This window comes from Actinocorallia aurea (assembly GCF_054783995.1).
Genome location: NZ_BAAGPQ010000006.1, coordinates 157,834 through 183,127, shown reverse-complemented (window position 1 = coordinate 183,127; position 25,294 = coordinate 157,834). Strand labels below are relative to the sequence as shown.

The following is a 25,294-nucleotide window of genomic DNA, read 5'->3' as shown; positions in this document are numbered from 1 at the left end:
GATGAGACCAGGGCTACCACGTTCGAGTTGGTTCTCGCAAGTGCGTGCACGGGTGCATGAGTCCGTGACCGCACGTTGATTCCCCTGCTTGCGCGGGCTAGCTTGTGAACGTGAGCGAATCGGAACGAACATCAAGCGGGGCGCCGGGAGCCCCTCAGGGGCGGTTCGGCGAAGAGACCTTCGCTGCCACGATCAGCCCATACAGGCCGGGAGAGAACGATCTATGGGATCGGCTTGGAGAAGAGTGGGACCTGGTTGAGGGTCTGGCACCGGAGACCTTCAAGGTCTACGTCAGATGGGGCGATGGGACAGACAGCAAGTCCGGGCTGATCTCTGGTCTGTGCCTCGCGGACGGTCCGGTGACGGCCAGGGCCATTCGATCAATCCCGATTGGTCAGCTGGAGCTTCTACGGCGCAGTGACACGGGGTTCCCCATGGGGCTGATCAAGGCCCACTTGAAGCCGCTCCGCAGAAGCGACTATGCCGACCCTGAGCAGTTCGCCGAGCAGGTCGCGCACTACTACCTGAACTTTTCCAACATGAGCAGCAAGCCAGCAAAGGAGATGGCTGATCATTCTGGCGTCCCCGTGACAACCGTCCGGGGCTGGATTCGTGAGGCACGGCTACGCGGGAAGCTCCCGCCAGGAACGAAAGGCAAGGCAGGTTGAGCGAACGAACCAACGGAGGGCGGAAGCCGGACGGACGGTCGTCGATCTACTTCAGCGAGAGCGACGGCAAGTGGCACGGCTGGGTGACCATGGGGGTCAAGGCCGACGGGTCACCGGACCGCAGGCACCGGCAGGGCAAGACCGAGGCGGAGGTGACCAAGAAGGTCCGCGAGCTTGAGCGGAAGCGGGACGCGGGCAAGCTGGACCGGGCCGGCCGCGCGCTGACGGTCGAACAGCTCATGGACGAGCACCTAAACAAGGTCTGCGTGCGGCTCGTCTCGTCGGGGAAGATGGCGCCCCGGACCCTCGACGACTACCGGTCCAAGAACGCGCTCTACATCGTGCCCCTGCTCGGCAAGCACCGGGTTGACCGTCTACTGCCCGAGCACCTGGACGACGCATGGCAGGTGCTCTATGACCGCGGGCTGGGCACCGGGACGGTCCTGAAGACCCACCGAATCCTGTCGAGGGCGCTCAGGGTCGGGGTGCGCCGGGAGAAGGTTGGACGGAACGTCGCCGAGCTGATCGACGCGCCCGCCGCGGGAGACGGGGAGATCGAACCCCTGTCGCAGGCTGAGGCCCGCCGCATCCTCGACGCTGTCGCCGAGCAGCGCAACGGGTCCCGGTTCTCGCTCGGCCTTGCGCTTGGCCTGCGCCAGGGCGAGGCGATCGGCTTGCGCTGGCGGTATGTCGACCTCGACGCCGGGACGGTCAAGGTCTGGTGGCAGCTTCAGCGGCAGAAGTGCCAGCACGGGTGCGCGGACCCGCACGCCTGCGGCGAGGCGCGGCACAAGCGGCCGTGTCCGAGGAACTGCGCGAAGGCCAAGCGCACCAGCGGCCGGCGGCATGTGTGCGTGCCGAAGGACGCTAAGGGCCTATGCCCGCCCAAGTGCGACCGGCACGCGGCGCAGTGCCCGCAGCGGAAGGGTGGCGGCATGGTCTTTGCCGCCCCCAAGGGGAAGCGGCGCCGGATCATCCCGCTGCCCGTCGAACTGGTCGAGTTCCTGCGCAAGCACCGCGAGGCGCAGGACGCCGAGCGGGAGCGGGCGGGAGATCAGTGGAAGGAACACGATCTGCTGTTCCCTCAGCCCAACGGCCTACCGGTTGACCCCCGCGCCGACTGGGAAGCGTGGAAGGACGTCCTCGCCGCCGCGAACGTCCGGGACGCCCGGCTTCATGACGCGCGCCACACGGCCGGGACGATCCTCACGGAGATGGGCGTTCACATCCGGGTGATCCAGGAGATCATGGGCCACTCCGACATCAGGGTCACGGAGAAGTACAGCCACGTTGCGTCGGCGCTCGCCCAGGACGGGATGGGCCGCATGGGGTCGGCGCTGTGGGGATAGCCCCGCAACTGCAACGGGAACTGCAACCGGGCAGCAAACAGGGCGCCTACCCCGAAGGGTAAACGCCCTGGTCACACTGTGAGCCGCCTAAGGGAATCGAACCCTTGACCTACGCATTACGAGTGCGTCGCTCTGGCCGACTGAGCTAAGGCGGCAGCGCCGCCGTGGGCGGTGCGGGTAGCAGTCTACAGGGTTCCGGCGACTTGTGGGCGGGGCGGGTGGATCAGGTGCAGGTGGTGTTGTCGGCGGGCAGCGTCGCGGAGGTCAGGTAGGTGTCGACGGCGTCGCGGATGCACTTCGGGCCGGAGAGGTAGGCGGTGTGGCCGTCGCCGTCGTAGGTGAGCAGGTGGCCGTTCTCCAACTGGGAGGCCAGGTTCTTCGCCCACTGGTAGGGGGTGGCCGGGTCGCGGGTGGTGCCGACCACGAGGATCGGGGCGGAACCCGCGGCGCGCAGCGCCCTTGGCTCCTCGGCGGCCTTCACGGGCCAGTAGGCGCAGGGAAGGGTGTTCCAGACGATGAACTCGCCGAAGTTCGGGGCCTGGGCGGCGGCGGTCGCGGCCTCGGCCTTGAAGCCCGCCGGGTCAGGGTTGGGCTTGTCGACGCAGTTCACGGCCATGTTGCTCTCAGTCTGGTTGGAGAAGGTGCCGTTCTGCTCGCGTTCGACGAGGAGATCGGCGAAGCGCAGGAGAGACGTGCCGTCGCCCTTCAGCGCCTGGGCGAGCGCGATGCGCAGCATCGGCCAGGCCTCCTTCTGGTACAGCGGTGTGGCCAGGCCCCAGGTGACCAGCGACTGGTCGACGTCGCGCGCGTCTGAGCTGTTCTTCAGCGCCTGCTCGTCGGCCTTCTCGAGCAGTTGGGTGATCTTCTTCATTCCGGCGTCGACGTCGGTGCCGAGTGGGCAGTCCGACTGTTTGACGCAGTCCTCGGTGAAGGCGCGCAGCGCGGTTTCGAAGCCCTTGGCCTGCTGGATGTTGGTCTCGGCCGCGGTCAGGCTCGGGTCGAGGGCGCCGTCGAGGACGAGGGCGCGGACGTTCTGCGGGAACTGCTCGGCGTACCAGGCGCCGAGATAGGTGCCGTAGGAGGCGCCGTAGTATGTCAGCTTCTCGTCGCCGACGGCCTCGCGGATCGCGTCCATGTCGCGGGCGGCGTCCTTGGTGCCGACGTGGGCCAGCAGATCCGCCGAATTCTTCTCGCAGCCTTCGGCGAAGCCCTTGGAGACTTTCTCCAACTTCTTCATCTCGGCGGCGGTGTCCGGTGACATGTCCGTCGCGAGATAGGTGTCGAGTTGGGAGTCGGTGAGGCACTGGACCGGATCGCTCGCCCCGACGCCGCGCGGATCGAACCCGATCAGGTCGAAGTCGCGCAGCAGGGGCTCGCCGAACGACCTCCCGGTGTTCCGGACGAAGTTGACCCCTGATCCGCCGGGGCCGCCCGGGTTGGTGAGCAGAGAGCCCTTCTTCGTGCCTGTGGCGGGCAGCTTGATCAGCGAGAGCGGAATCTTCTCCCCGTCGGGCGCGGCGTAGTCGACGGGGACGTCGAGGGTGCCGCACTGGAAGCCGTCGCCGCAGTCCTTCCAAGCGATCGCGGCCGGGGCGAACGTCTCGGAGGGGGTGGCCGGAGCCGGAGTGTCCGTGGTCGTGCAGGCCATCAGCGTGGCCAAAGCCATGATCGCCACGGTTGCCGCCCTGACCTTCGCCCTGCCGTCCACTGTGATCAGCCCCTTCGCTCGACGCCCGCCCATCGTCGCACCTTCGCCACCCTGAAAAACGAAACGCCTCGAAGCCTGTGGATAACTCGGCACTGAGATCGGTGGGATTCAATGATTTTCAAAGGAAATGTCATCCCGCAGATCTCGGCCACGGTGTCCGATGGCGTCAGGGCTCAAGCGCGGAATGCCGGGAGGCCGGGGAGGCTCACGCCCCGCGGACCGCGTCGACCAGGCCGGGGACGGCGGCCTCGATCAGCTCCAGGCACTCCTCGAAGTCCGCGCCGTGCCCGTAGTACGGGTCGGGGACGTTGAGATCGACGGCGCGCGGGTCGAACGAGCGCAGCAGCCGGATCTTCTCCCGGGCCTCCGCCGACGGAGCCATCGCCCGCAGCTCCCGCAGATGTCCCTCGTCCAGCGCCACGATCAGGTCGTAGCGGTCGAACCAGGACGGGCTGAACTGGCGGGCCGAATGCGCGCTGGTGTACCCGTGCCTGGCGAGCGCGCGGACCGTCCGGTGGTCGGCGGGATCGCCGATGTGCCAGCCGCCGGTGCCGGAGCTGTCGACCTCGACGTCCAGGCCCGACTCGGTGAAGTGCCTCCGCACGATGTGCTCGGCCATGGGCGACCGGCAGATGTTGCCCGTGCACACGAAGGTGATCCTGTACGCCATGCCCCCATTGTGCCGTTCGCTCGCGTCGGGGACCGGAGGCCAGGGGTTATTCAGGGGCCCGGACCACCAGGGGCGATATCCTGCCAGGTGCCCGGACCGGCAACTCCCAAAGGGACCCGTTGTGACTTCTCAGAATGTGGTGGATCTCCACGCCAAGGCTCGCCAGGACTACGAGGCCTTCAAGGCCCGCGGCCTGAAGCTGGACCTGACCCGGGGGAAGCCCGCGCCGGCCCAGCTCGACCTGTCCAACGAGCTGCTGACCCTGCCCGGTGAGGGCCTCTACAAGTCCGCCGACGGCACGGACCTGCGCAACTACGGCGGCCTGACCGGCATCCCGGAGATGGCCGAGATCTTCGCTGAGGGCCTCCAGGTCCCCGCCAAGCAGCTGCTGCCGCTCGGCAACGCCAGCCTCGCCGTCATGCATGACACCCTCGTGTACGCGCTCTTCAACGGCGTGCCCGGTGGCGAAGGCCGCTGGATCGACCAGGACATCACCTTCCTGTGCCCCGTCCCCGGCTATGACCGGCACTTCGCTCTGACCGAGCGCTACGGCATCAAGATGGTCACGGTGCCCATGACCGACGCGGGCCCCGACATGGACGTCGTCGAGGCGCTCGTCGCCGGCGACGCCTCCATCAAGGGCATCTGGTGCGTGCCGAAGTACAGCAACCCGACCGGCGCCTCCTACAGCGACGAGACCGTGCGCCGCCTCGCGGCCATGCCCACCGCCGCCGCCGACTTCCGGATCTTCTGGGACAACGCGTACGCCGTCCACCACCTCACCGACGACCACGACGAGATCCTCGACGTCCTCGCCGCCGCGGCCGACGCGGGCAACCCGGACCGCGTCTTCGTGTTCGGCTCCACCTCCAAGGTGACCTTCGCCGGCTCGGGTGTGGCGTTCTTCGGCTCGTCCGAGGCGAACATCAAGTGGTTCACCGGGTTCCTCGGCAAGGGCACCATCGGCCCGGACAAGATCAACCAGCTCCGCCACGTGCAGTTCCTCAAGGACGCCAAGGGACTCGCCGAGCACATGCGGGGACACGCCGAGATCGTCAAGCCCAAGTTCGACGCGGTCGAGCGCATCCTCACCGAGCGGCTGGGCGGCACCGGGCTGGCGACGTGGACCAAGCCCAAGGGCGGCTACTTCGTTTCGCTGGACGTCCCCGAGGGCTGCGCCAAGCGCGTCGTCGAACTGGCCAAGGAGGCCGGTGTCGCGCTGACCCCCGCGGGCTCGACGCACCCGTACGGCGACGACCCCGCCGACCGGACCATCCGGATCGCCCCGACCTTCCCCGTGCTCTCCGAGCTCGAGGTGGCCATCGAGGGGCTGGCGACCTGCGTCCTGGTCGCCGGTTACGAGAAGCAGCTCTGACGGATCGCCCGGATCCGCAGATCGACGCCAGGGAGGCCCGGGTTCGCCCGGGCCTTCCTCATGGACGGATGGAAGTGCTGCTCGGGGTCTCGATCGGCTGCGCGTAGCCCCTCGCTTGGCAGCCGGTGGCGGTCACCGTCACAGCCAGCAGGAGCGCCGCGAGACGCGAGGCGTTCATCAGATCCTCCAGTGTTTCGTATCACTGACGATCCTCCTCTCCGCCTGTTGTGAACCACTTGGGATTTCCTTGGGCTGCACGCTTGGAACCGCCTCCAAGCGTTGAAAGACCGTGCAACCGCTGGTCACGGGCTGTGCCGCAGGGGCCGGATCGGCCGTCGCCGCCGGATGGCCGAAGGTGGTCGACACGTCCGGTGGGCTGGATGATCCGACGACGGACCGCAGGGTCGGGCTCGCACCTGTCGAAACCGCCCGCCCGGACGGCGTCGCCGGGAGCGGGTCGTGGGCGCCGCCCGGATCGCAAGGGGCCGGGCGGCGCTTTCGGGTGCCGGGTGCAGAGCCCGTCAGGACGAGCGGTGGGCGTCCGACCGGACGGCGTCCGTTTCGGGTGCGACCAGCCGGCGACGCTGCTCCGGGGTGAGCCAGGTCAGGGCGAGGTGCCGGGCCAGGTAGTCGGCGACGGAGGTCGCCTCCGGGATGGCCGGGTCGGTGGTCTCGCCCTGTGGGAGGAATCGCAGGTTCAGGAACTTCTCGATCAGGTGCTCGGGCGGCACCCCCTGCCGGACGGCCAGGCTGACCGCCTCGCCGAGCGCCTCGGCAAGCCCCGCCGCCGCGCTGTCCGGCTCCCCCCACTTGATCCGAACTTCCCTGTGACCGTCCGTCTCCACCCACACGGGTGTCCCGCCGATCATCATCACCCGCCGAAGCTACCCCGCTCCCCTGACAGAACCCGCCCCACCGGTCCGACCCCACCCCGGTCCGCCCCCCAAATCCGGTTGACCCCGTGGCACGCCCGCAGCCGCCCCGCCCGCCACCACCTCCACCCCTCCCAAGATCCCCCGGCAGGGCCCCTCACGGGGGGCACCCGGGGTTGGGACCCGTGCAGTGCCCTTCGGGTCATCCCCGGAGCTTCCCGAGGCAGGTCGTCCTGCCTGGGAAGGGTCCCCGGCGAGGTTGCCCAGGCGAGGCTCCCCGGGTCGGTTCCCCCGGGGGAAGGGCTCCCTGGAGGGTCTCTCCGGAGGTTTCCTCGGGGAGGGTCGCCGCAGAAAGGGACTTCCCTGCCGGGCCGCCCTGGGAGGTTCCCCCTCGGTCGGCTTTCCCGAGCAGGGCTCCTGGAGAGTCCTCCCCGAGCTTCCGGGCTGGGTCGCCCCGGGAAGGGCCCTTGGCCGGGTCGCCGCGGGTGAGGAGTCCCCCGGGAGGATTTCTGACGGAAAGGGGCGGCTCCCCGGCAGGGGGAGCGCACTTGTTCGTGTTGTGTCGGTGTTCTGGACGAAGGTGGTGGTCCCTGATCTGCCGGAGACGCCGGGTCGGTGCCCAGCGAGCTGTTCTTGTGTCTGTGGCGGCTGGTTTGGGGAGGGCTTGCGGAGCGGACTCGACCTGACCGGGTTCGACTCTTGCGGCGTTGGAGTGGGTGCTCGGCCGGGGTTGGAGGGTGGGCTGTTCGGGGTCAGCGCTTCCAGAAGGGGCGGCGGGGTGGGGAGGGGGCGGTGAGGGCGGACAGGGCTTCTTCGAGGAGGGGCCAGAGGGTCAGAGGGTCGTCGAGGGTGCGGAAGGAGGCCAGGAGCGTGGCCAACTCCGGGATGGCCAGCGCTTCCAGGCGGGTGACCAGATCGGTCAGGTGGGTGAGGCGCGCCGAGTCGGAGGCCTCGGTGAGCGCGCGCAGGCGCTGGAGCTCCAGGGAGAGCAGGGGGGCGAGGTCAGGGACGGGCGGGGCCGGAGGGGCGGGAGGCGGTGCTGAGTAGCGCGGCGGGCCGCCGGGGCGTCCGCTCGGGCGCATGCCGCTGCGGGGCTTCGGCCTGGCCCCGGCGGGAGCGGAAGGGGCGGGCGGTGGGGCACCGTACCCCGGTGCGGCGCCTCCGGGGGGAGCCATGGACGGGGCCGGCATGGAGGGGGAGGGCATGGAGAAGGCGGGCATGGCCGTCGCCATCCCGTCCGGGGAACCGCCCAGGAGTTCGGGCATCTCCCAGCCCTGCGGCAGTTCGACCGGCTGGATCACCTCGTGGGGCGTCGAGCCGTCGGTGACGACGCGGGAGTCCACGGCGACGTAGGCGGTGAAGCGGCACAGCACCCCGTGGCGCAGGGAGACGGCCACCAGCCGGGCCTCTCGTTCGGGGCTCGGGTCACTCGCGTAGCCGTCCTCCAGGTCGCGCAGGTGCGCCCGGGCCCACAACGCCGTCGCGGGGGACGCGGCGGCCGTGGCGGCCTCGAACGTGCGCTCCCACGCCGCAGCCGGGGCAAGGGCCGTCAGAGACCTGCCGGAGCCCCGGTAGCGGCCGGAGAGGACCAGGGGGACGCCGGGGAAGACCGACGCCGGACGGGCCGGGGAGACCGTCTCGGCGAGGATCTCCAGGCCCTCGCCCGCGTGCAGGGTCAGCCCGGTGAGGATCGGAGCGGCGATCCTGTGGTGGATCTGCTCCATCGCGGCGTCCAGCCTGTCCTCCGACTCGACGAGTTCGCAGCGGCCTTGGCCGTAGGCGGCGAGCCGTCCGAGGAAGCCCGCGTTGACCGCGCGGTCGATGCCGACGGTGTGCACCCTGATGCCGTCGAGTTCGGCGGGAGGCAGGGCGGCGAGGATCTGGTCCTCGTTGCCCACCTGGCCGTCGGTGACCAGTACCAGGACGCGGTCGCGGCCGGGGGCGCCCAGCAGCGCCAAGGCGTCGCGCAGCGGCTGGAGCATCTCGGTGGCGCCTCGCGCCTCGATCTTCGCCAGGTGCTCGACGGCGCGGAACCGGTTCCGGTCGGTGGCCTCGGCGAGGCCCGCGGGCAGGCCCGCCGGGGTCTCCACGGCGTGGTCGAACGAGAAGACCGCGAAGCGGTCCCTGCCGTGCAGGCTGTCGATGATGCGCGCGGCGGCCCTGCGCGCGGCCACCATCTTCCAGCCGTGCATGCTTCCCGACCTGTCCAGGACGAGGACGACGTCCTTGGGCCGGGGGTCGGCCTCGACGGCGGGCAGCAGGGTCAGGGTGAAGGTGCCTTCGTCTCCTTCGGCGTCGGGCGTGAAAAGCAGCGACTCGGTGAGGCCGGCCACCGGCTCCGCGGACGGCCCGGCCGCCTGGTCCCCGTACGGCAGGCGCAGGATGAAGTCGCGGTCGAGGCGCTGCCCGTGCGCGAGGGTGACCAGGCCCGAGGAGTCCAGGGACAGCGGATGCGTGCAGTCGAGCGGGCCGAGGGGGAGCCCGGCGGCATCGACGCGCGCGGTGAGGGAGAGCGCGACGGGATCGGGGAAGCCCGGCAGCAGGACCGGAGGGCTGATCCGGGAGGCGTCGGGGACCGCGGAGGTGTCGGGGTGCGCGCCGAGACCCGCGTCGGGGCCGGGCAGGGGGCTGCCGGGGATGTAGCGGGGCGCGACGACGAGGGGGAACCGGAAGACCGCCGCGCCGTCCTCGTACGGGAGCGGCTGGCTCAGCGACAGCCGGACGGTGACGTGCTCGCCGGGCAGGATGTTGCCGACGCTCATCGAGAACACGTCGGGCCTGTCCTCTTCGGCGAGCGAGGCGCGCCGCCCGGAGGCGACCGCCTCCGCGTAGGCCTGCCGGGCCTCGCCGCGCTCGCGCAGCTCGGCGCGGACGGTGTGCCCGTCGGCCCGCATCACGAGGCCGGTCACCGCGGCGCGATCCGGCAGCGGGAAGACGTAGGTGGCCGCGAGCGGGACCGCGAAGGAGTTGCGGAACTCCTGCACCACCTCGACGGAGGCGGCCAGTCCGGTGATGTCGGCGTGGATGCCGAGCGAGGTGAGGGGGAGGCCCCCCTCGGACGTCTGGAGCGTGCCCACGCCGGACCCGGCGGACGGGTGCTCTCCCATGGCTTCTGTCTGCACTGTCACTGCAACCTGCCTTCGCGCTGGCGTTCGTTCGGACGTCGAGCCGGGTTACGAGGGGGCACCCACCCCCTCGGGTGGCAGCAGGCCGAGCCGCGCCAGCTCGGCCAGGAGCGGGGCCGCCGCCTGGCGCAGTGCCTCCAGCTGGTCCGCGGCGAGCGGCCCGCCTTCCAGGAGCAGGGTCGCGCCGGGCGCGAGCCGGATCCCCTGAAGAGGGGTGCTCTCGGGCTCTGCCGGCTCGGGGCGTGACAGCTCGGCGGGCGAGCCGCCCTCCGCGGCCGGGTGGGCGGCCGGTGCGGCGGCCGGTGCGGCGGCCCAGAAGCGCCGCGCGGACGGCGCGGTCCCGGTCTCCTCGGCGGCTGGGGCCGGCGCGCCCCAGGAGACGTCGGGGACCTCTCCGCTGATCCGGGCGAGCCGTTGGTCGGGTGCCTGGAGGAGTTCCACCTGGATCTCGGCGAGGCTCCGCCCCGCCGCCTGGCGGCGCTTGACCGCGACGAGCTGGAGCAGGTGCCGCCGCGTGTAGCGGGCGGTGCGGCCGTGGCGCAGTGGCGGGTCGAGCAGGCCGAGCGTGGTGTACCAGCGGATGAGCCGGGCGTTCGGCACCTCTTGGACGCGGCCGTTCACATCGAGGTCGGCCAGCGCCTCGGCCGCCCGCGACGCGAGCTGTGTGATCGTCCATTCGTCCATGCTGCAATCATGACACTGTCATCATTGCAGTGTCAACACCGCCCGGCTTGTCATGGTCTGGCGAGACGACACCTGCCCGCGGCCGTGAAGTCCTTGAATGCGGCCCCACCTGCGACGACTCTTGCCCCGGGGGTGAGCCAGGTGGGCAGGAGTGAACTGGGGGTCGCCGGGGCGTCGGCCTGGGCGCGCTACCGGACGCTGTCCTCGCGCGTCGAGCGCCTCGCCGTCGGCGGGGCGCTGGGCGGGGCGGTCGGCGTGATGACGGCCGGGTTCGTCGACTGGCGGATCGGTGTGTGCTCGGGCGCCTGCGTGACCGCCCTGCACTACGGGGCCGGCTATCTGGTGCCCGGGCCGGAGGCGGAGTGGCGGCGCGGAGCGCGCGCCGAGCGCCGGACGGGCCGGGAACTCGGCGGCCTGGGGCGCGGCTACAGCGTCCTGCACGACCGGACGGTGCCGGACCTCCCGTCGACGAACCTCGACCATCTCGTGATCGGGCTGACGGGCGTCTACGCCATCGTCACGCGCCGGGTCCGGCGCGGCACGCGCGTCTGGGTGGACGAGGGCGGGGTGTGGGCAGGGGCGGAGGCCGTGAGCGGGATCGAGGCCACCGCGGCGCGCGCCGCCGAACTGGTCGGCCGCCTTCTCACCGAGGATCTGGACGGGGAGTTCGACGTGGTGCCGCTCGTCGCCGTCCAGTCCGGAAAGGTGGAGCCCGACGGATTCGAGCATGAAGGGGTCTTCTTCCATCGAGGCAGGGAGATTCCGGAATTCGTGCGGTCGTACCCCGTCATCTTCACGTCGGCGCAGGTGGCGACGATCACCGCGGCGGCGGAACGTCTTTTTCCGCCCATGCGCCTGGAATTCTGATCATCCACGCGAAGCCGTCGAGTCACCGCGCTCCGGAGAAAACGTATCGCGAAGATCGAGATGAATGCCGTGTATTCCCGGAATGCTGCATGGGAATGGCTGAGCAATTCCATGGATTCGGTGGAGGGAAACATGGCGCTGCCTTTATTTTTCCCCCATGGATGACCGCCTGCTCGTCGAGGCGCTGCGCGCACGCGATCCCGGTGCCCTCGCTTCGGTCTATGACGCGTACGCCGCCCGCCTGTACGCGTACTGCTGGTTCCGGCTGACCGACGACGAAGCCGCGCAGGTGGCCTTGCGGGACACCTTCATAGTCGCCGAGGCGCACGCCGACCGCCTTCAGGACACCGGGGCGTTCCTGCCCTGGCTGTTCGCCCTGGCCCGCGCCGAGTGCGCGCGCCGCCCCGAGGCAGCCGAGGCGCAGCCCGACCTCCCGACCGGACTCCCCGGCCAGACGGACCAGAAGATGCTCGCGTGGCGGGCGGTCCAGGCCCTCGAGCCGCTGCCGCGCGAGGCGCTGGAGCTGGAGGCCCGGCACAGGCTCCCGGCCGCGCAGGTCGCGCTGGTGCTCGACCTGCCCGAACGCCAGACGCTGGAGGTGCTCGCCGATGCGAAGGGCGACCTGAGGCGCGCGCTGACCGTGGAGATCCTCTCGCGGCTCGGGCCCGAGGGCTGCTCGGGCCGTGCGGACCTCCTGGCCGCGCGGGTGGCCGGCGAACTCGACGCCAACGTCCGGGCGAATCTGCTGGCCCATGTGAAAGCGTGCCCGGAGTGCGCGGGCCACCGGCCGACCGACGCCATCTCGCCGACGAAGATCTTCGCCAGTGTGCCGTGTGCGAGCCCGCCCGCGTCGCTGCGCGCCAAGGTGATGGGCTGCTTCACCGATCCCGACCTCGTCGGCTACCGGCTGTTCGTCGCCACCCGCAGCACCGACTTCAACGCCCTCGGCTTCCCGGGGAACCCGGCGCCCGAGCCCGTCGAGGAGGCTCCGTCCCAGAACGGGTGGTGGCGCAAGGTCCTCGTCGTGGGCGTCCTCTCGGGAGGGCTGGTCGCGGGGACCACCTTCGTGGGGTGGATGGTGGGAGACCCCCGGCACGAGGTGCGCACGATCGCCTCCGGCGGCTCCCCCACGAACCGGCCCACGCCGTCGGAGACGGTCGACGACAGGCCCCGTCCACCCGTCCCGCGTCACGGTCTGCTGTCCGCGACGTTCCCGGCGGGGGCGTACGCGTCGGCCACTCCCGAGCCGATCGCCACACCTCCGGTGGTGCCGCCCGTACCGATGCCCCAGAGCATCGAGCAGGGAGGCGTGTCCGCGGAGCCCGGAGGCCCGGGCCGTCTCACGGTCTCGCCTCTTCGGCTGCACATAGGCGCCGGCTCGGACGGCGAACTGAAGCTGGCCGCAGACGACGACCTCGTCTGGCGGGCGAAGGTGAAGGGGCCGATCAAGCTCTCGGAGCCGTCCGGTTCCCTCGCCAAGGACGAGAAGGCCGTCGTCAAGGTGAAGGTGTTCCGCTCGGCCAAGGCGGGCCGGGGAGCCATCCGCTTCGGCGGGGTCTCCGTGACGGTCACCTGGGACGCGGCCAACGCGGCGCAGGGCCCTTCGCTCGCCCCGTCCGTCCCGTCCCTGGACGGCCCCCTTCCGCAGGCGCCCGTGACGACGGACCCGACGGCCACGCCCGCCCCGACGGCCGTCGCGCCTCCTGGTGGACCGCAGACCGGCGAGCCGGCTCCCGAGGTGTCCCCGTCGGACTGCCCACCGGAGGAGGACGAGGACCACGACGCCGATGCCAAGGGCGGGGGCAAAGGCGCGGGCAAGGAGGGCGCGGCCGGGTCCTGGACGTCGCCGACGAGTCTCTTCTTCGGCATCGGCTGAGGTCGCGTGCCCGGCGGCCGGGGTCGGCTGCGTTCCCCGCCGTCGGGCTGTCCGAGATATCGGCACATGGTGCGGAATCGGCGGTCGGCCCTGGTCAGCGGCACGAAAAGAAGGTGACAAGGCGGCGTGGCGGCCGAAGCGCGCGGGGTAGGGGGTGACCGTGTGACGGATGTCCACAGGACGTGTTCGTAGCGCCGCCCGGCGGTGGCGTGTCCAGCGTGGAGGTGGAACGTGCCGCGGTCGTCGTCTCGAAGTCTCGTCGTGGTCATGACGGGGGCGCTGCTCATCGGATCGACCCCCGTCCTCGCCGCGGAGCGCCCGGTCGCGGACGACGCGGTCCGGGACCTCGCGGGCCCGCGCGCGCCGGCGCTGGAAGCGGGCAGGCTCAAGGCCCGCATCGCCCAGGCCGACGCCGAGCTGGTACGGCTGGGGGCCGAAGCCGGGTGGGCGATGGAGCGGCACAATGGCGAGCGCGTGCACCTCGCGCGTGCGAGGGCCGCCGCGAAGGACGCGCGGGCCCGCGCCCGCAGCGCCGCCACCGCGTATCGGGCGGCGCGCAAGGAGTACTCCGGATACGCCGCCGGCGCCTACACCTCCACGGAGTCCTCGGTGGGGCGGATCGCGATGGTGGTCGGCGGCACGGGCGGGGCGCAGGGCATGCTGGAGCGCGCGGGGATGCTCCAGGTGGTGTCCGCGCAGCAGGACGGTCTGCGCCGCCGCATGAAGGCCGCCCGGAAGGTGTCGCGCCTCCTGCGCGACCAGGCCAGGAAGGCCGACGTCAGGCAGAGCGAAGCCGTCACCTTGGTCGTGCGTACGCGACGCGAAGCGATCGCCGCCATCGCGGCCCGCAAGGCCGGTGCCACACGCATCGGCGCGTTGCGCAAGGACCTCTACCGCAGGCTGGACCGCCTCCGGCCCCGGGCCGAGCGGCTCGCCGAGCGCCGAACGGCGGCGCTGAGAGCCCGCACGGAGAGACGGCTCGACCGCGACGCCGTACAGCGCTTCGAAGAGGACGAGGGACTCAGCGCGCGCGGTGCGGGCCGCGGACGGACCGTCGTACGCGAGGCGCTGAGGTGGATCGGCACTCCCTATTCGTGGGGAGGCGGGACGGCCAAGGGGCCGTCCAAGGGCATCGCGCACGGCGCCAAGATCCGCGGGTTCGACTGCTCAGGACTGGCGCTGTACGCGTGGTCCAAGGCGGGCATCGGACTCGACCACTGGACGGGCAGCCAATGGGCGTCCGGACCGAAGGTGCCGACGAGCATGCTGCGCCCCGGCGACCTGCTCTTCTTCGCCAAGAACACCAAAGATCCCGACACGATTCACCATGTCGGGATCTTCATCGGCGATGGCCGGATGGTCGAGGCGCCCTATACGGGGGCCAAGGTCCGCATCTCGTCCATGCGGCGCAACGGGCTCATCGGTGCCGTCCGGCCCGGATGAGCCCGTTCAGGCGGCGGTGCTCCGGGGCCGGATCAGTGGCCGTGCTCCTCGGCGCGCTTGCGGGAGCGGACGATCTCCTCCTCGGCCTCGACGCGGCCGACCCAGTTGGCGCCCTCGACGGACTTGCCGGGCTCCAGGTCCTTGTAGACCTCGAAGAAGTGCTGGATCTCCAGGCGGTCGAACTCCGGCACGTCGGTGATGTCGCGGACGTGCTCGAAGCGGGGGTCGGACGCCGGGACGCAGAGCAGCTTGTCGTCGCCGCCCGCCTCGTCGGTCATCCGGAACATGCCGACGGTGCGGCAGAGGATGAGGCAACCGGGGAAGGTCGACTCCTGGAGCAGAACGAGCGCGTCGAGGGGGTCGCCGTCCTCACCGAGGGTGCCCTCGACGAAGCCGTAGTCCGTGGGGTACTGCGTGGAGGTGAACAGCAGGCGGTCGAGCCGGATTCGGCCCGTCTCGTGGTCCACTTCGTACTTGTTGCGAGAGCCCTTGGGAATCTCGATGGTCACGTCGAATTCCACTGTTTTCCTCCGTCGCCATGGTCCGAAGCTGCCGCGTTGATGCGTGGCTCATGGGGTGTTGTGTGTATACAAGGATCTCGCACTCACGTGGCAGGCCCGGACGAGGGAGAGGCACGAACATGGTGACCATTGACCGGCCGGTGGCCGTGGTCACGCTCTTCCTGCTCCAGGTCTTCGCCGTAGGTGCGAGTGCTGGTGTGCTGAAAATCACACCAGAACGGGAACTGTCTCCGCAACCGGCCGCGGTGGCCGAACGGCGGGTCGTGAATCCCGGCGAGACTGAGCAGGGTACCGGTGCCGGGAAGATTCCCGGAGCGGCACTCGCCTCGCGCCTCACCGCGCTGAACGCCGACGGCAAGATCACCGGGGTCGTTTTGGACGCCGAGACGGGCAGGAAGCTGTTCGACGCGGGGTCGTCCCAGCCTGCCGTACCGGCCTCCACCACCAAGATCGTCACCTCCACCGCGGCGCTGGCCGCCCTGGGGCCTTCGGCCACGCTGACCACGGAGGTGGTGCGCAAGGGAGGCCGGCTGATCCTGGTCGGAGGAGGGGACCCGACCCTGTCGACCAGGGACAAGACGGCGGCCTACCCGCGGCCCGCTTCAGTGGTCGACCTTGCGCGTCAGACGGCGGAGGCGCTCAAGGCCGAGGGAGTAACGCGGATCACCGTGGACTACGACACCTCGCTCTACGAGGGCTCGTCCATGGGCCCCGGGTGGAAGCCGACCTACGTCACCGAGGGCAGCGTCGCGCCGATCAGCGCCCTCATGGTCGACAACGGGCGCAGCACGCCGAACCCTTGCGAGGGAACCGTCACACCCGCGGCGAACGGGCCGAAAGCGGCCACTCAGGCTTTCGCCCGGAATCTCGCCCAGTTCGGGGTTTCCGCCTCCGTGGGGCGCCAGGCCTCCGGGCAGGGAGGCAAGAAGGTCGCTTCGGTCGCTTCGCCGCCGATCGCTCAGCTCGTCGAGCACCTCATGCAGTGCAGCGACAACGAGGTGGCCGAGGCGATGGCCCGCCAGGTGGCGCTCAAGAAGAAGCTGCCCGCGTCGTTCCAAGGCGGCGCGCAGGCCGTGCGCGACGTGCTCGGCTCGCTGGGGGTGGGCGAAGGCGTCGCGGTCATGGACGGCAGCGGCCTTTCCCCGCAGAACCGGATCACGCCCTTGGCCCTCGCCGGAATCGTCGCCCTCGCCGTCTCAGGAGAGCACTCGGAGCTGAGCACCGTCCTTACGGGCATGCCCGTGGGCGGGTTCAGCGGCACCCTGAGCGAACGCTTCCTCGGGCTGCCCAGCGCCGGGTTCGTCAGGGCCAAGACCGGCACGCTCAACGGCGTCGCGACCCTCGCCGGGATCGCCTACGACTCCACCGGGCGCCTCATGACCTTCGCCTTCATGGCCAACGATGCCGCGGACCTCACGGCGGCCCGCGCGGAGCTCGACGAATTGGCCGACACCGTGGTCACCTGCGCCTGCTGAGCCCGCGGCCGCCCGTGACCTGCGGTGATGCCCGACCCGACCGGTTGCGGGCCGAACGGGAAGGGAACGTCTGTGGGGGGCCGGGCGTTGGTCGCATACGGTGGAGCAAGAACGCGAGTGAGTCCTATCCGGGGTTCCGGTCCCGGCGGAGGGAGCGGGCGTGGGCGGCATGATCGACTGGGGGACGGCGGTCCAGACCGGGGCCCGCCTGGTGCGTCCGGGACCGCAGGTCTCCGCCGAGGAGGCCAAGGACGTGGTCCGCGAACTGCGGGAGCTGTCCGCGGTGGCGCAGGAGCACGTCCGCGAGTTCACCGGCATGGACGTCTCACCTGATCCACGGCCCGCGACGATCGTCGACCGGCCGGGCTGGATCAAGGCGAACGTCGACGGCTTCCGGGTGGTCCTCGAACCGCTCGTCGACAAGCTGTCCGAGCGCAAGACGGTCACCGGACCCGTGGGCATCGCGGTCGACCTCGTCGGCGCCCGGGTCACCGGCATGCAGATGGGCGCGATCCTGGCTTACATGGCCAGCAGGGTGCTCGGCCAGTACGAACTGTTCCTTCCGCCCGACCCTTCCGGCCTCGCCCCGACGGGCCGCCTTACCCTCGTGGCTCCCAACATCGTGCAGACCGAGCGCGAGATGGGCGTCGACACCCGCGACTTCCGCCTGTGGGTGTGCCTGCACGAGGAGACCCACCGGGCCCAGTTCACCGGCGTGCCCTGGCTGCGCGGGTACGTCCAGGACCAGATGACCCGGTTCCTCCTGGCCTCGGACATGGCGCCGAGCGAGCTCCTCGACCGGATCAAGGACGCCGCCGAGGCCGTCGCGGACGCGGTGCGCGGCGGCGAGTCGACTCTGATCGACGCCATCCAGAGCCCGGAGCAGCGGGAGATCCTCGACCGCCTCACCGCGGTGATGACGCTGGTCGAGGGCCACGGCGACTTCGTGATGGACGCGGTCGGGCCCGGTGTCGTCCCGACCGTCGCGCAGATCCGCAGCAAGTTCAACGGTCGCCGCGGCGGCGGATCGAAGCTGGACAAGACCATCCGCAGGCTGCTGGGCATCGAGATCAAGATGAAGCAGTACGCCGAAGGCTCGCGCTTCGTTCGGCGGGTGCATGCCGAGGTGGGCATGGCCGGGTTCAACCGCGTGTGGGAGTCGCCGGAGACCCTGCCGACGATCGCCGAGATCGCCGATCCCCAGGCGTGGATCGAGCGCGTCGTCCGTCCGTCCCTGCCGGGCGAGGTCCTGGAGCTGGAGAAGCCCAGCGGCACCGAGCCCTGAGCCCGGAGTCCCGGACCGGTTCCCGGAATTGTCCGTGCCGCATGGCACGCTGGGGCCGGTCACGTCGCATGGGCGGCGCGGGAGTGCTCGGGGAGGACGAAGGTGGGGCCTGATCCTGCGGTCGCGCGGGTACGCGGCGCGGTCCGGGCGGAACTCGGCGGGCTCGCGCCGGGCTCGCTCGTCCTCGTCGCGTGCAGCGGGGGCGCGGATTCGCTCGCGCTCGCCGCGGCGCTGGCGTTCGAGGCGCCGCGGGCGGGACTGCGGGCCGGCGGCGTCACGGTCGATCACGGGCTCCAGGAGGGGTCGGACGCACGGGCCGTCGGGGTGGTCCGCGCGATGTGGGGGCTCGGCCTCGATCCGGCGGGTTCGGTGGCGGTCGACGTCCGCGGAGGCGGCGGCCCGGAGGCGGCGGCCCGGGAAGCGCGTTACGCCGCGCTGGAGAAGACCGCGCACGAGCTGGGGGCCGAGGCGGTACTCGTCGGGCACACCCTGGACGATCAGGCCGAGACGGTCCTGCTGGGCCTCGCCCGGGGATCGGGGGCGCGCTCCCTGGCGGGGATGTCGGCGCGCAGCGGCCTGTACCGCCGTCCGCTGCTGGGCCTGAGCCGGGCGGAGGTGCGCCGCGCGTGCCTGGCCGAGGGGCTGACGCCCTGGGACGACCCGCACAACACCGATCCGGCCTACGCGCGGTCGCGGGTGCGCTCCTCGCTCCTGCCGAGGATGGCCGAGGTGCTCGGCCCCGGGGTCCCCGAGGCGCTCGCGCGCACCGCGGATCTGCTGCGGGCCGACGCGGACGCGCTCGACGGCTGGGCGGCCCGCGCACTGGAGGACGCACGTGTCGTCGGCCACACCTTCGATGTCCTGCCTCTGGAGGGTCTGCCACCGGCCGTTCGGGGAAGGGTTCTGCGCAGAGCCGCGGTGGAGGCGGGATGTCCGGCGGGAGCGCTGGGCGCCGTTCACGTCACGGCGATGGACCGGCTGGTCACGGCGTGGCACGGGCAGCGCGGTGCCGACCTCCCGGGGGGGCTCCGGGCGATCCGGAGGTATGGCAAGCTGCATTTGGGCCCGGCCGAAGCGGTGGGCCGCGAAGAAGGGCGAGAGGGTGGAAGAGAAAGACCTGGGCAACGACCTGGCCAAGGTGCTGATTCCGGAGGAGCAGCTCCAGGCGAAGATCCGTGAGCTCGCGGCCCAGATCGACGAGGACTACGCGGGCAAGGACCTCCTGCTCGTGGCCGTCCTCAAGGGCGCCGTCATGGTGATGGCCGACCTCGCGCGCGCGCTGAACTCGCACGTCTCGGTCGACTTCATGGCCGTCTCGTCCTACGGGTCGGGCACCAAGTCGTCGGGTGTGGTGCGGATCCTGAAGGACCTCGACACCGACATCACCGGGCGGCATGTCCTGATCGTCGAGGACATAGTCGACTCCGGCCTGACGCTGTCGTGGCTGATCGACAACCTGCGCACACGCCGTCCCGCGAGCCTTGAGGTCTGCACGATCCTGCGCAAGCCGGATGCGGTCAAGGCCGAACTCGACGTCAGGTACGTTGGGTTCGATATCCCCAATGAGTTCGTCGTGGGATATGGGCTGGATTATGCCGAGAAGTACAGGAATCTCCCCTTTGTTGGGACGCTCGCCCCACACGTGTACGGGAGCTGATCGCGGGGAACATCCCGGTCCACCCGTTCGTTGGCAAGACGCTGGGGAGATCGCTGGCTGCATGCCCTGCATCGTCCGGTGTACCTTCAGTAGCTAGCTTTCCGCAGACGTTGGTCAGGAGGGACGGGCCCCGTCCTGGGGTGCCGCACATATGGACGTGAAGCGATACTTCCGCGGACCACTGCTGTGGGTCCTTCTCTTCGGTCTGCTCGCAGCTCTTGTGGTCTGGGGCATGAGCCCGAGTCAGACCTATGAGAAGAAAGACACCTCGACGGTCGTCACCGCGATCGAGAAGGGCCAGGTCAAGTCGGCGAAGATCATCGACAAGGACCAGGTCATCCAGATCACCACCAAAGACGGCAAGCACATGCAGGCCAGCTGGGTGGGCAGCCAGGGAGCGCGCCTGCAGACTCAGCTCCAGGAGCAGGTGAACGCCGGCAACACCGAGTCCTACCAGGTCGAGGTGCCGAAGCAGAGCCTGCTGCTCAGCTTCCTGTTCAGCCTGCTGCCGCTGATCATCATCGTGCTGATCTTCCTGTTCATCATGAACCAGATGCAGGGTGGCGGCTCGCGGGTCATGAACTTCGGCAAGTCCAAGGCGAAGCTCATCACCAAGGACACCCCGAAGACCACCTTCGCCGACGTCGCCGGCGCTGACGAGGCGATCGAGGAACTCCAGGAGATCCGGGACTTCCTCCAGAACCCCGCCAAGTTCCAGGCCATCGGCGCCAAGATCCCCAAGGGCGTCCTGCTCTTCGGCCCTCCCGGAACCGGTAAGACGCTGCTCGCGCGGGCCGTCGCGGGCGAGGCCGGGGTGCCGTTCTACTCGATCTCCGGCTCGGACTTCGTCGAGATGTTCGTCGGCGTCGGCGCGTCCCGCGTCCGCGACCTCTTCGAGCAGGCCAAGGCGAACGCCCCCTCCATCATCTTCATCGACGAGATCGACGCCGTCGGTCGCCACCGCGGCGCGGGACTCGGCGGTGGCCACGACGAGCGCGAGCAGACGCTCAACCAGCTGCTCGTCGAGATGGACGGCTTCGACGCCAAGGGCGGCGTCATCCTGATCGCCGCCACCAACCGGCCCGACATCCTGGACCCGGCGCTCCTGCGCCCCGGCCGCTTCGACCGCCAGGTGACCGTCGACCGCCCCGACCTCGAAGGCCGCAAGGGAATCCTGCGCGTTCACGGTCGCGGCAAGCCGTTCGCCCCGGACGTCGACCTCGACGTCATCGCCCGGCGCACGCCCGGCTTCACCGGCGCCGACCTCGCCAACGTCATCAACGAGGCCGCACTGCTCACCGCGCGCTTCGACCAGAAGCTGATCGACATGGCGACGCTGGAAGAGTCCATCGACCGCGTCATGGCCGGCCCCGAGCGCAAGACCCGCGTCATGTCCGACGCGGAGAAGAAGATCATCGCCTACCACGAGGGCGGTCACGCGCTGGTGGCGCACGCGCTGCCCAACGCCGACCCCGTGCACAAGGTGACGATCCTGCCGCGCGGCCGCGCCCTCGGCTACACGATGACGCTGCCGATGGAGGACAAGTTCCTCACCACCCGCTCGGAGATGACCGACCAGCTCGCCATGCTGCTGGGCGGTCGCACCGCCGAGGAGCTCGTGTTCCACGAGCCCACCACGGGCGCGTCCAACGACATCGAGAAGGCCACCTCGATCGCGCGGAACATGGTGACCGAGTACGGCATGAGCGAGCGCCTGGGCGCCCGCAAGTTCGGCACCGGACAGGGCGAGGTCTTCCTCGGCCGCGACATGGGCCACGAGCGCGACTACTCCGAGGACATCGCCTCCGCGATCGACGACGAGGTCCGCCGCCTCATCGAGGGCGCCCACGACGTCGCGTGGGAGATCCTCACCGAGTACCGGGATGTGCTGGACCACCTCGTGCTGGAGCTGATGGAGAAGGAGACGCTGAGCAAGGACCAGGTCCTCGCCGTCTTCGCACCCATCCACAAGCGCCCGAAGCAGAACTCCTACACCGGTTACGGAAAGCGTCTGCCCTCTGACCGTCCGCCGGTCATGACGCCGAAGGAACTGTCGCTGAACGGCGCGAAGGACACGAAGGTCGTCGAACTGCCGTCCGGCGAATCGGACACATAGCATTAGCGCGTAGAGTGTCCGTTATGACTGCTGCCCCGGAGTTCGATCACGCGCGGATCGAGAAAGCCGTACGCGAGATCCTCTACGCGATCGGCGAGGACCCCGACCGTGACGGACTCCGGGCCACCCCCGCGAGGGTGGCCCGGGCCTATGCCGAGCAGTTCGCCGGCCTGGCCATGGGACCCGAAGATGCCCTGACGACGTCTTTCGAGGCCGACCACGATGAGATGGTGCTGGTCAAGGACATCGAGCTGTACTCGACCTGTGAGCACCACCTCGTTCCCTTCCACGGCGTCGCGCACGTCGGTTACACCCCGGGGGAGAAGGGGCAGATCACGGGCCTGTCGAAACTGGCCCGTCTGGTCGACGTCTATTCGCGGCGCCCGCAGGTGCAGGAGCGGTTGACCAGCCAGGTGGCGGACGCGCTGATGGAGCACCTCCAGCCCCGGGGCGTCATCGTCGTGATCGAGGCCGAACACCTCTGCATGACGATGCGCGGAGTACGCAAGCCCGGGGCCAAGACCATCACTTCCGCGGTGCGTGGGGACTTCCGTAATTCCGCGGAGACGCGCGCCGAGGCGATGAGCCTCATTCTCGGCCGTTCTTGATGCCGCGAGCGTCTTCGTGGAGCAGGGGGACTCCTCCACGAAGACGCCGCGTACGGTCTTTCAGCGGGTGGCCGCCTCGATGTTCGCCTGCGAACGGCGGATGTCGCCCGCGCCTTCCTCCAGGGCGACCGCCATTCTGTCGAATGCGGATTTGGCTTCCGCCCACGCGCCACGGAAACGGTCGGCGCCCGGCCCCCACCAGATCTCACTGGATCCGACGGTCCTGCCGTTCAGATCCTTGATCAGGCTGTCCAGGTTCCTGGAGTGCTTGGAGAAGAGCCGCGACAGCTCCTCCATCTGCCCCAGATTTCCGCCGCGCCTATCCGCGCCCATTGACGACAGTCCTTTCCGTTGAAGACCGATTGGAAAAGACCCTAGGGGCATTCAGAGATTCCCGCCGCCCGTTCGGTCACTTGTGTGGAAAAGTCACGGCTGTCCTGACGCGATTCCGGCTCAACGGACACTTTCCCACAGTGGAAAGCATGACTTCTTTCATCGTTCGCGGCATGACGCGCTATCTCCGTCCGAGCGGATGAAATACCCATGTTGCGGATTGGCCCGCCTTGCGCGTCGAAGGTCGGCGGGAGGTCATGCGGTGGTCCGGGATCGGTCCGCGGGCGGTGCGGATCACGTCAAGAGGCCGACGGCGGGGGCGCGGGGCGCGGAGGATGCGGTCCATCGGGGCGCTGAACGGCGGGGGACCGGGTGGTCACGGGGGACCAGGTGCGGCGGGCGGGGCAGGGCATCGCCGCGGCGGGGGAGGCGGCATGCGCCGCTGCCGCCGCCTGCTATCGGCTGCTCTCCTCCGGCGTGCTCGTCGGTCCTGCGGGCAGCGCCCTGCACCAGCGGATCGCCGACCGGCACCGCGACGTCCGTCGAGGGGTCGCCGACGCCGTCCACCGGGCGGACGAGGCGGGGATGACCCTCACGCCTCCCGTCCGGGTTTCCGAGCCCGCGCTGCCCTGGCCACCCGGACCGCCCTCCTGGAAGGCCGGAACCGCCGAAGGCGACCCGGACGGCATCAACGCGCTCTGCGCGGCTCTCAAGCGCGCTGGGGACGCCTGGATAGCGGCAGGGCAGGAGATCTCCCGGCACCTCGCGACCATCGGGGCGCCTACCGGGCCCGCGCAGCGGCTCCGCAGAGCCGGCGCCGACCTGCTCACCGAAATCCCCGGCCTGCACCGGCGCCGCGACCTCCTCCTGGCCTCCGACCCTTCCCGCGCCGCGTGGGTCCGCACCGCCGACACCCTCATGAAAGCGCTCATGACCGGCGACCGGGCCCTCTACACGACCCTGGTCGAACAAGGCCTCCATCCCATGGACATCCCCCGCTCCGACCCGTCCGCCGCCGCCACCTGGTGGAAGGCCCTCACCCCCCGCCAGCGGTCCCTCTACACCCGCGCCTTCCCCTCCACCATCGGCTGGACCGACGGCCTCCCCGCCCAAGCCCGAGACAAAGCCAACCGCCAAACCCTCCAAACCCGCCTCAAACACCTCCAATCACGCCTCCCGGAATCCCTCACCCCCTTCGAAAAGCGGGATCTTTCCCGACTAAGAGCGCTCGCTGAAGTCCTAGACGCCGCATCTCGGCAGGCGGATACCGAAATATTGCTTCTCGGTCTAGATTCAACCAATTCCGGAGAATGGGACAAGATGTCTAAGTTTGTACCCTATGGAGATAAGGTTCCGAAGTTTGTAGCGGACTCAACTCCGGGCTCTGATGGTCGGGTAATCATTTCGATTGGGAATCCAGACCGCTCTTCCCATATTGCCACATTTGTGCCAGGTACGACCGCTCAGTTGGATGCCATATCGGGTGATGTTGATAGATCTGTAAGCCTTTGGAGGCAGGGGAAGAGTTATGGCTACGCAGGAGACCCATCGGTGATTATGTGGCTTGGGTACGATGCTCCGGACGGTATTGTGGCAGATGCTCCGCGTGCAATGTATGCAGAAAAGGCGTCGCCAAAGCTCGTTGAGTTTATTAACGGGCTGAGAAGTGCACACAATAATGAGCGTCCTCATATCACCGCAGTCGGGCATAGTTATGGGTCGGTCGTGGTCGGAGACGCCGCAAGAGGTGGTCGGCTCAGTGTCGACGACATTATTGTTGCGGGAAGCCCTGGGATGCGCGTCGGCTCAGCTGAGGAGTTGGGCATTGGTGCAGAGCATGTGTGGGCTGAGGAAGCCTACGGAGATGCCGTTCCGGATATCGGTAAGTTTGGGCACGGGCGCCCCAATCGAGAAAATTTCTGGTCGCTAGATTTCCATCCCATCGCACCTGCTGATGCGGAGTTTGGTGGAAATGTTCTTGCTACAGATACCCAAGGCCATAGCGATTATTGGAGGAGGGATACTGTAAGTCTCGATAATCAGGCTAGGGTCTTCATGGGAACTTACGAGAATAGTGTGGTGATAGATGACCCCGAGCTGGAGGCGTCAAGCGACTAGGACAACCCGGACAGTCGGTGTGATCGTAGCTGTAGCAGCGTTGACTTCTGGATGTTCTGGAATTGTTCCATCTGATCCTAGTGTGTTGATGGTTGTGCATCCACGTGATGCTGTGCGTATTGTCGGTGCACTTGGACGGGAGGTGGAAAGGGGGATCGGTGTGGGCAAGTTTTCAATGAGTCCCACTGTGGTGCCCGGGCCATGCTCAAATTATGCGCAAAGTGCCGTGCCCGGAGATAACGTCGAGAAAGCTGGCTGGTGGGTGAGGTATAGCCCGTACTCCGAGTCAATTACTACCTATATTCAAATCGAGCATCCTGTGAATGTTGATGAAGTTCTTTCTCGGTTGTCTAGGCGACTGAGGAACTCTGGGTGGAGTTCTGTGAGTTTTTCCCGACAGAGGGTTGATCGAATGGCAATTCTTGAAGCAGAAGCGCCGGTGGGTGGTTATGGAATTATTTTGCGCGGTATTGTGGCAAATGAGGAGGATTCGCGAATAGGGATTAATGTGTTTTCGCCGTGTTTTCGGCATCCGGGGGCGGTT

Annotated in this window: 20 protein-coding genes and 1 tRNA gene; 13 read left to right on the top strand and 8 right to left on the bottom strand. The window is 69.2% G+C overall.

Features of this window, described 5'->3' with window-relative positions:
- Positions 1 to 110: 110 nt before the first annotated feature.
- Together ACYVOM_RS09080 and ACYVOM_RS09075 are read left to right on the top strand one after the other, a co-directional pair.
- The gene (locus ACYVOM_RS09080) at positions 111 to 668 is read left to right on the top strand and encodes a hypothetical protein (RefSeq protein WP_460302801.1); all 558 of its coding nucleotides are present in this window, start codon (positions 111 to 113) and stop codon (positions 666 to 668) included.
- On the top strand, positions 665 to 2,017 hold the full coding sequence (locus ACYVOM_RS09075; RefSeq protein ID WP_460302800.1) for a tyrosine-type recombinase/integrase: 1,353 nt from the start codon (positions 665 to 667) through the stop codon (positions 2,015 to 2,017). Before ACYVOM_RS09080 ends, ACYVOM_RS09075 begins: the two co-directional genes overlap by 4 nt.
- A gap of 81 nt (positions 2,018 to 2,098) precedes the next feature.
- Here the strand turns inward: ACYVOM_RS09075 and ACYVOM_RS09070 are convergent.
- The 3 genes from ACYVOM_RS09070 to ACYVOM_RS09060 all read right to left on the bottom strand — a co-directional run bounded on the left by ACYVOM_RS09070 (position 2,099) and on the right by ACYVOM_RS09060 (position 4,395).
- A tRNA-Thr gene (locus ACYVOM_RS09070) sits at positions 2,099 to 2,172 on the bottom strand.
- 68 nt (positions 2,173 to 2,240) lie between these two features.
- Complete coding sequence (locus tag ACYVOM_RS09065) at positions 2,241 to 3,758, bottom strand: alpha/beta hydrolase (RefSeq protein ID WP_460302799.1); 1,518 nt, start codon at positions 3,756 to 3,758, stop codon at positions 2,241 to 2,243.
- 172 nt (positions 3,759 to 3,930) lie between these two features.
- Positions 3,931 to 4,395, bottom strand: coding sequence for a low molecular weight protein-tyrosine-phosphatase (locus ACYVOM_RS09060; RefSeq protein WP_460302798.1), 465 nt, complete (start codon positions 4,393 to 4,395; stop codon positions 3,931 to 3,933).
- Between the two features lie 121 nt (positions 4,396 to 4,516).
- On the opposite strand from ACYVOM_RS09060, the gene ACYVOM_RS09055 reads away from it, so the two are divergent.
- Entirely contained in the window at positions 4,517 to 5,770 is a 1,254-nt protein-coding gene (locus tag ACYVOM_RS09055; RefSeq protein WP_460302797.1) for an aminotransferase class I/II-fold pyridoxal phosphate-dependent enzyme, read from the top strand.
- 521 nt (positions 5,771 to 6,291) lie between these two features.
- Here ACYVOM_RS09055 and ACYVOM_RS09050 read toward each other — a convergent pair.
- From ACYVOM_RS09050 to ACYVOM_RS09040, 3 genes are all read right to left on the bottom strand, one after another.
- Entirely contained in the window at positions 6,292 to 6,642 is a 351-nt protein-coding gene (locus ACYVOM_RS09050; RefSeq protein ID WP_460303000.1) for a TSCPD domain-containing protein, read from the bottom strand.
- A gap of 752 nt (positions 6,643 to 7,394) precedes the next feature.
- Entirely contained in the window at positions 7,395 to 9,770 is a 2,376-nt protein-coding gene (locus ACYVOM_RS09045; RefSeq protein WP_460302796.1) for a VIT domain-containing protein, read from the bottom strand.
- A 45-nt stretch (positions 9,771 to 9,815) separates the two neighbouring features.
- Complete coding sequence (locus ACYVOM_RS09040) at positions 9,816 to 10,451, bottom strand: MerR family transcriptional regulator (protein WP_460302795.1); 636 nt, start codon at positions 10,449 to 10,451, stop codon at positions 9,816 to 9,818.
- Between the two features lie 141 nt (positions 10,452 to 10,592).
- Between ACYVOM_RS09040 and ACYVOM_RS09035 the strand changes: the two genes are divergently transcribed.
- The 3 genes from ACYVOM_RS09035 to ACYVOM_RS09025 all read left to right on the top strand — a co-directional run bounded on the left by ACYVOM_RS09035 (position 10,593) and on the right by ACYVOM_RS09025 (position 14,637).
- A complete protein-coding gene (locus ACYVOM_RS09035) occupies positions 10,593 to 11,318 on the top strand; it encodes an NERD domain-containing protein (RefSeq protein WP_460302794.1) in 726 nt (241 codons plus the stop codon).
- Positions 11,319 to 11,475: 157 nt separating this feature from the next.
- On the top strand, positions 11,476 to 13,194 hold the full coding sequence (locus ACYVOM_RS09030) for a zf-HC2 domain-containing protein (protein ID WP_460302793.1): 1,719 nt from the start codon (positions 11,476 to 11,478) through the stop codon (positions 13,192 to 13,194).
- Positions 13,195 to 13,461: 267 nt separating this feature from the next.
- Positions 13,462 to 14,637: an NlpC/P60 family protein gene (locus ACYVOM_RS09025; RefSeq protein WP_460302792.1), complete on the top strand. Its 1,176-nt coding sequence runs from the start codon at positions 13,462 to 13,464 to the stop codon at positions 14,635 to 14,637.
- Positions 14,638 to 14,669: 32 nt separating this feature from the next.
- Here ACYVOM_RS09025 and ACYVOM_RS09020 read toward each other — a convergent pair whose 3' ends face one another.
- Positions 14,670 to 15,158 (bottom strand): inorganic diphosphatase, encoded by a 489-nt coding sequence (locus tag ACYVOM_RS09020; protein WP_460302791.1) that lies wholly within the window; start codon positions 15,156 to 15,158, stop codon positions 14,670 to 14,672.
- A 119-nt stretch (positions 15,159 to 15,277) separates the two neighbouring features.
- Here ACYVOM_RS09020 and dacB point away from each other — a divergent pair, with 119 nt between their 5' ends.
- The 6 genes from dacB (at position 15,278) to folE (ending at position 22,299) form a co-directional block, all read left to right on the top strand.
- Positions 15,278 to 16,633, top strand: a complete 1,356-nt coding sequence (gene dacB / locus ACYVOM_RS09015; protein ID WP_460302790.1) for a D-alanyl-D-alanine carboxypeptidase/D-alanyl-D-alanine endopeptidase — start codon at positions 15,278 to 15,280, stop codon at positions 16,631 to 16,633.
- Positions 16,634 to 16,802: 169 nt separating this feature from the next.
- The gene (locus ACYVOM_RS09010; protein WP_460302999.1) at positions 16,803 to 17,918 is read left to right on the top strand and encodes a zinc-dependent metalloprotease; all 1,116 of its coding nucleotides are present in this window, start codon (positions 16,803 to 16,805) and stop codon (positions 17,916 to 17,918) included.
- Between the two features lie 102 nt (positions 17,919 to 18,020).
- Positions 18,021 to 19,097: a tRNA lysidine(34) synthetase TilS gene (tilS, locus tag ACYVOM_RS09005; RefSeq protein WP_460302789.1), complete on the top strand. Its 1,077-nt coding sequence runs from the start codon at positions 18,021 to 18,023 to the stop codon at positions 19,095 to 19,097.
- Positions 19,021 to 19,575: a hypoxanthine phosphoribosyltransferase gene (gene hpt, locus ACYVOM_RS09000; RefSeq protein ID WP_460302788.1), complete on the top strand. Its 555-nt coding sequence runs from the start codon at positions 19,021 to 19,023 to the stop codon at positions 19,573 to 19,575. Before tilS ends, hpt begins: the two co-directional genes overlap by 77 nt.
- A 151-nt stretch (positions 19,576 to 19,726) precedes the next feature.
- A complete protein-coding gene (gene ftsH, locus ACYVOM_RS08995; protein ID WP_460302787.1) occupies positions 19,727 to 21,691 on the top strand; it encodes an ATP-dependent zinc metalloprotease FtsH in 1,965 nt (654 codons plus the stop codon).
- Positions 21,692 to 21,714: 23 nt separating this feature from the next.
- A complete protein-coding gene (folE, locus tag ACYVOM_RS08990; protein ID WP_460302786.1) occupies positions 21,715 to 22,299 on the top strand; it encodes a GTP cyclohydrolase I FolE in 585 nt (194 codons plus the stop codon).
- A gap of 60 nt (positions 22,300 to 22,359) precedes the next feature.
- Here the strand turns inward: folE and ACYVOM_RS08985 are convergent, their stop codons facing one another.
- Complete coding sequence (locus ACYVOM_RS08985) at positions 22,360 to 22,596, bottom strand: WXG100 family type VII secretion target (RefSeq protein WP_460302785.1); 237 nt, start codon at positions 22,594 to 22,596, stop codon at positions 22,360 to 22,362.
- 621 nt (positions 22,597 to 23,217) lie between these two features.
- On the opposite strand from ACYVOM_RS08985, the gene ACYVOM_RS08980 reads away from it, so the two are divergent.
- Positions 23,218 to 24,750 carry an alpha/beta hydrolase gene (locus ACYVOM_RS08980; protein ID WP_460302784.1) on the top strand — a complete coding sequence of 511 codons (1,533 nt, stop codon included), beginning with the start codon at positions 23,218 to 23,220 and terminating at the stop codon, positions 24,748 to 24,750.
- The last annotated feature ends 544 nt before the right edge of the window (positions 24,751 to 25,294 follow it).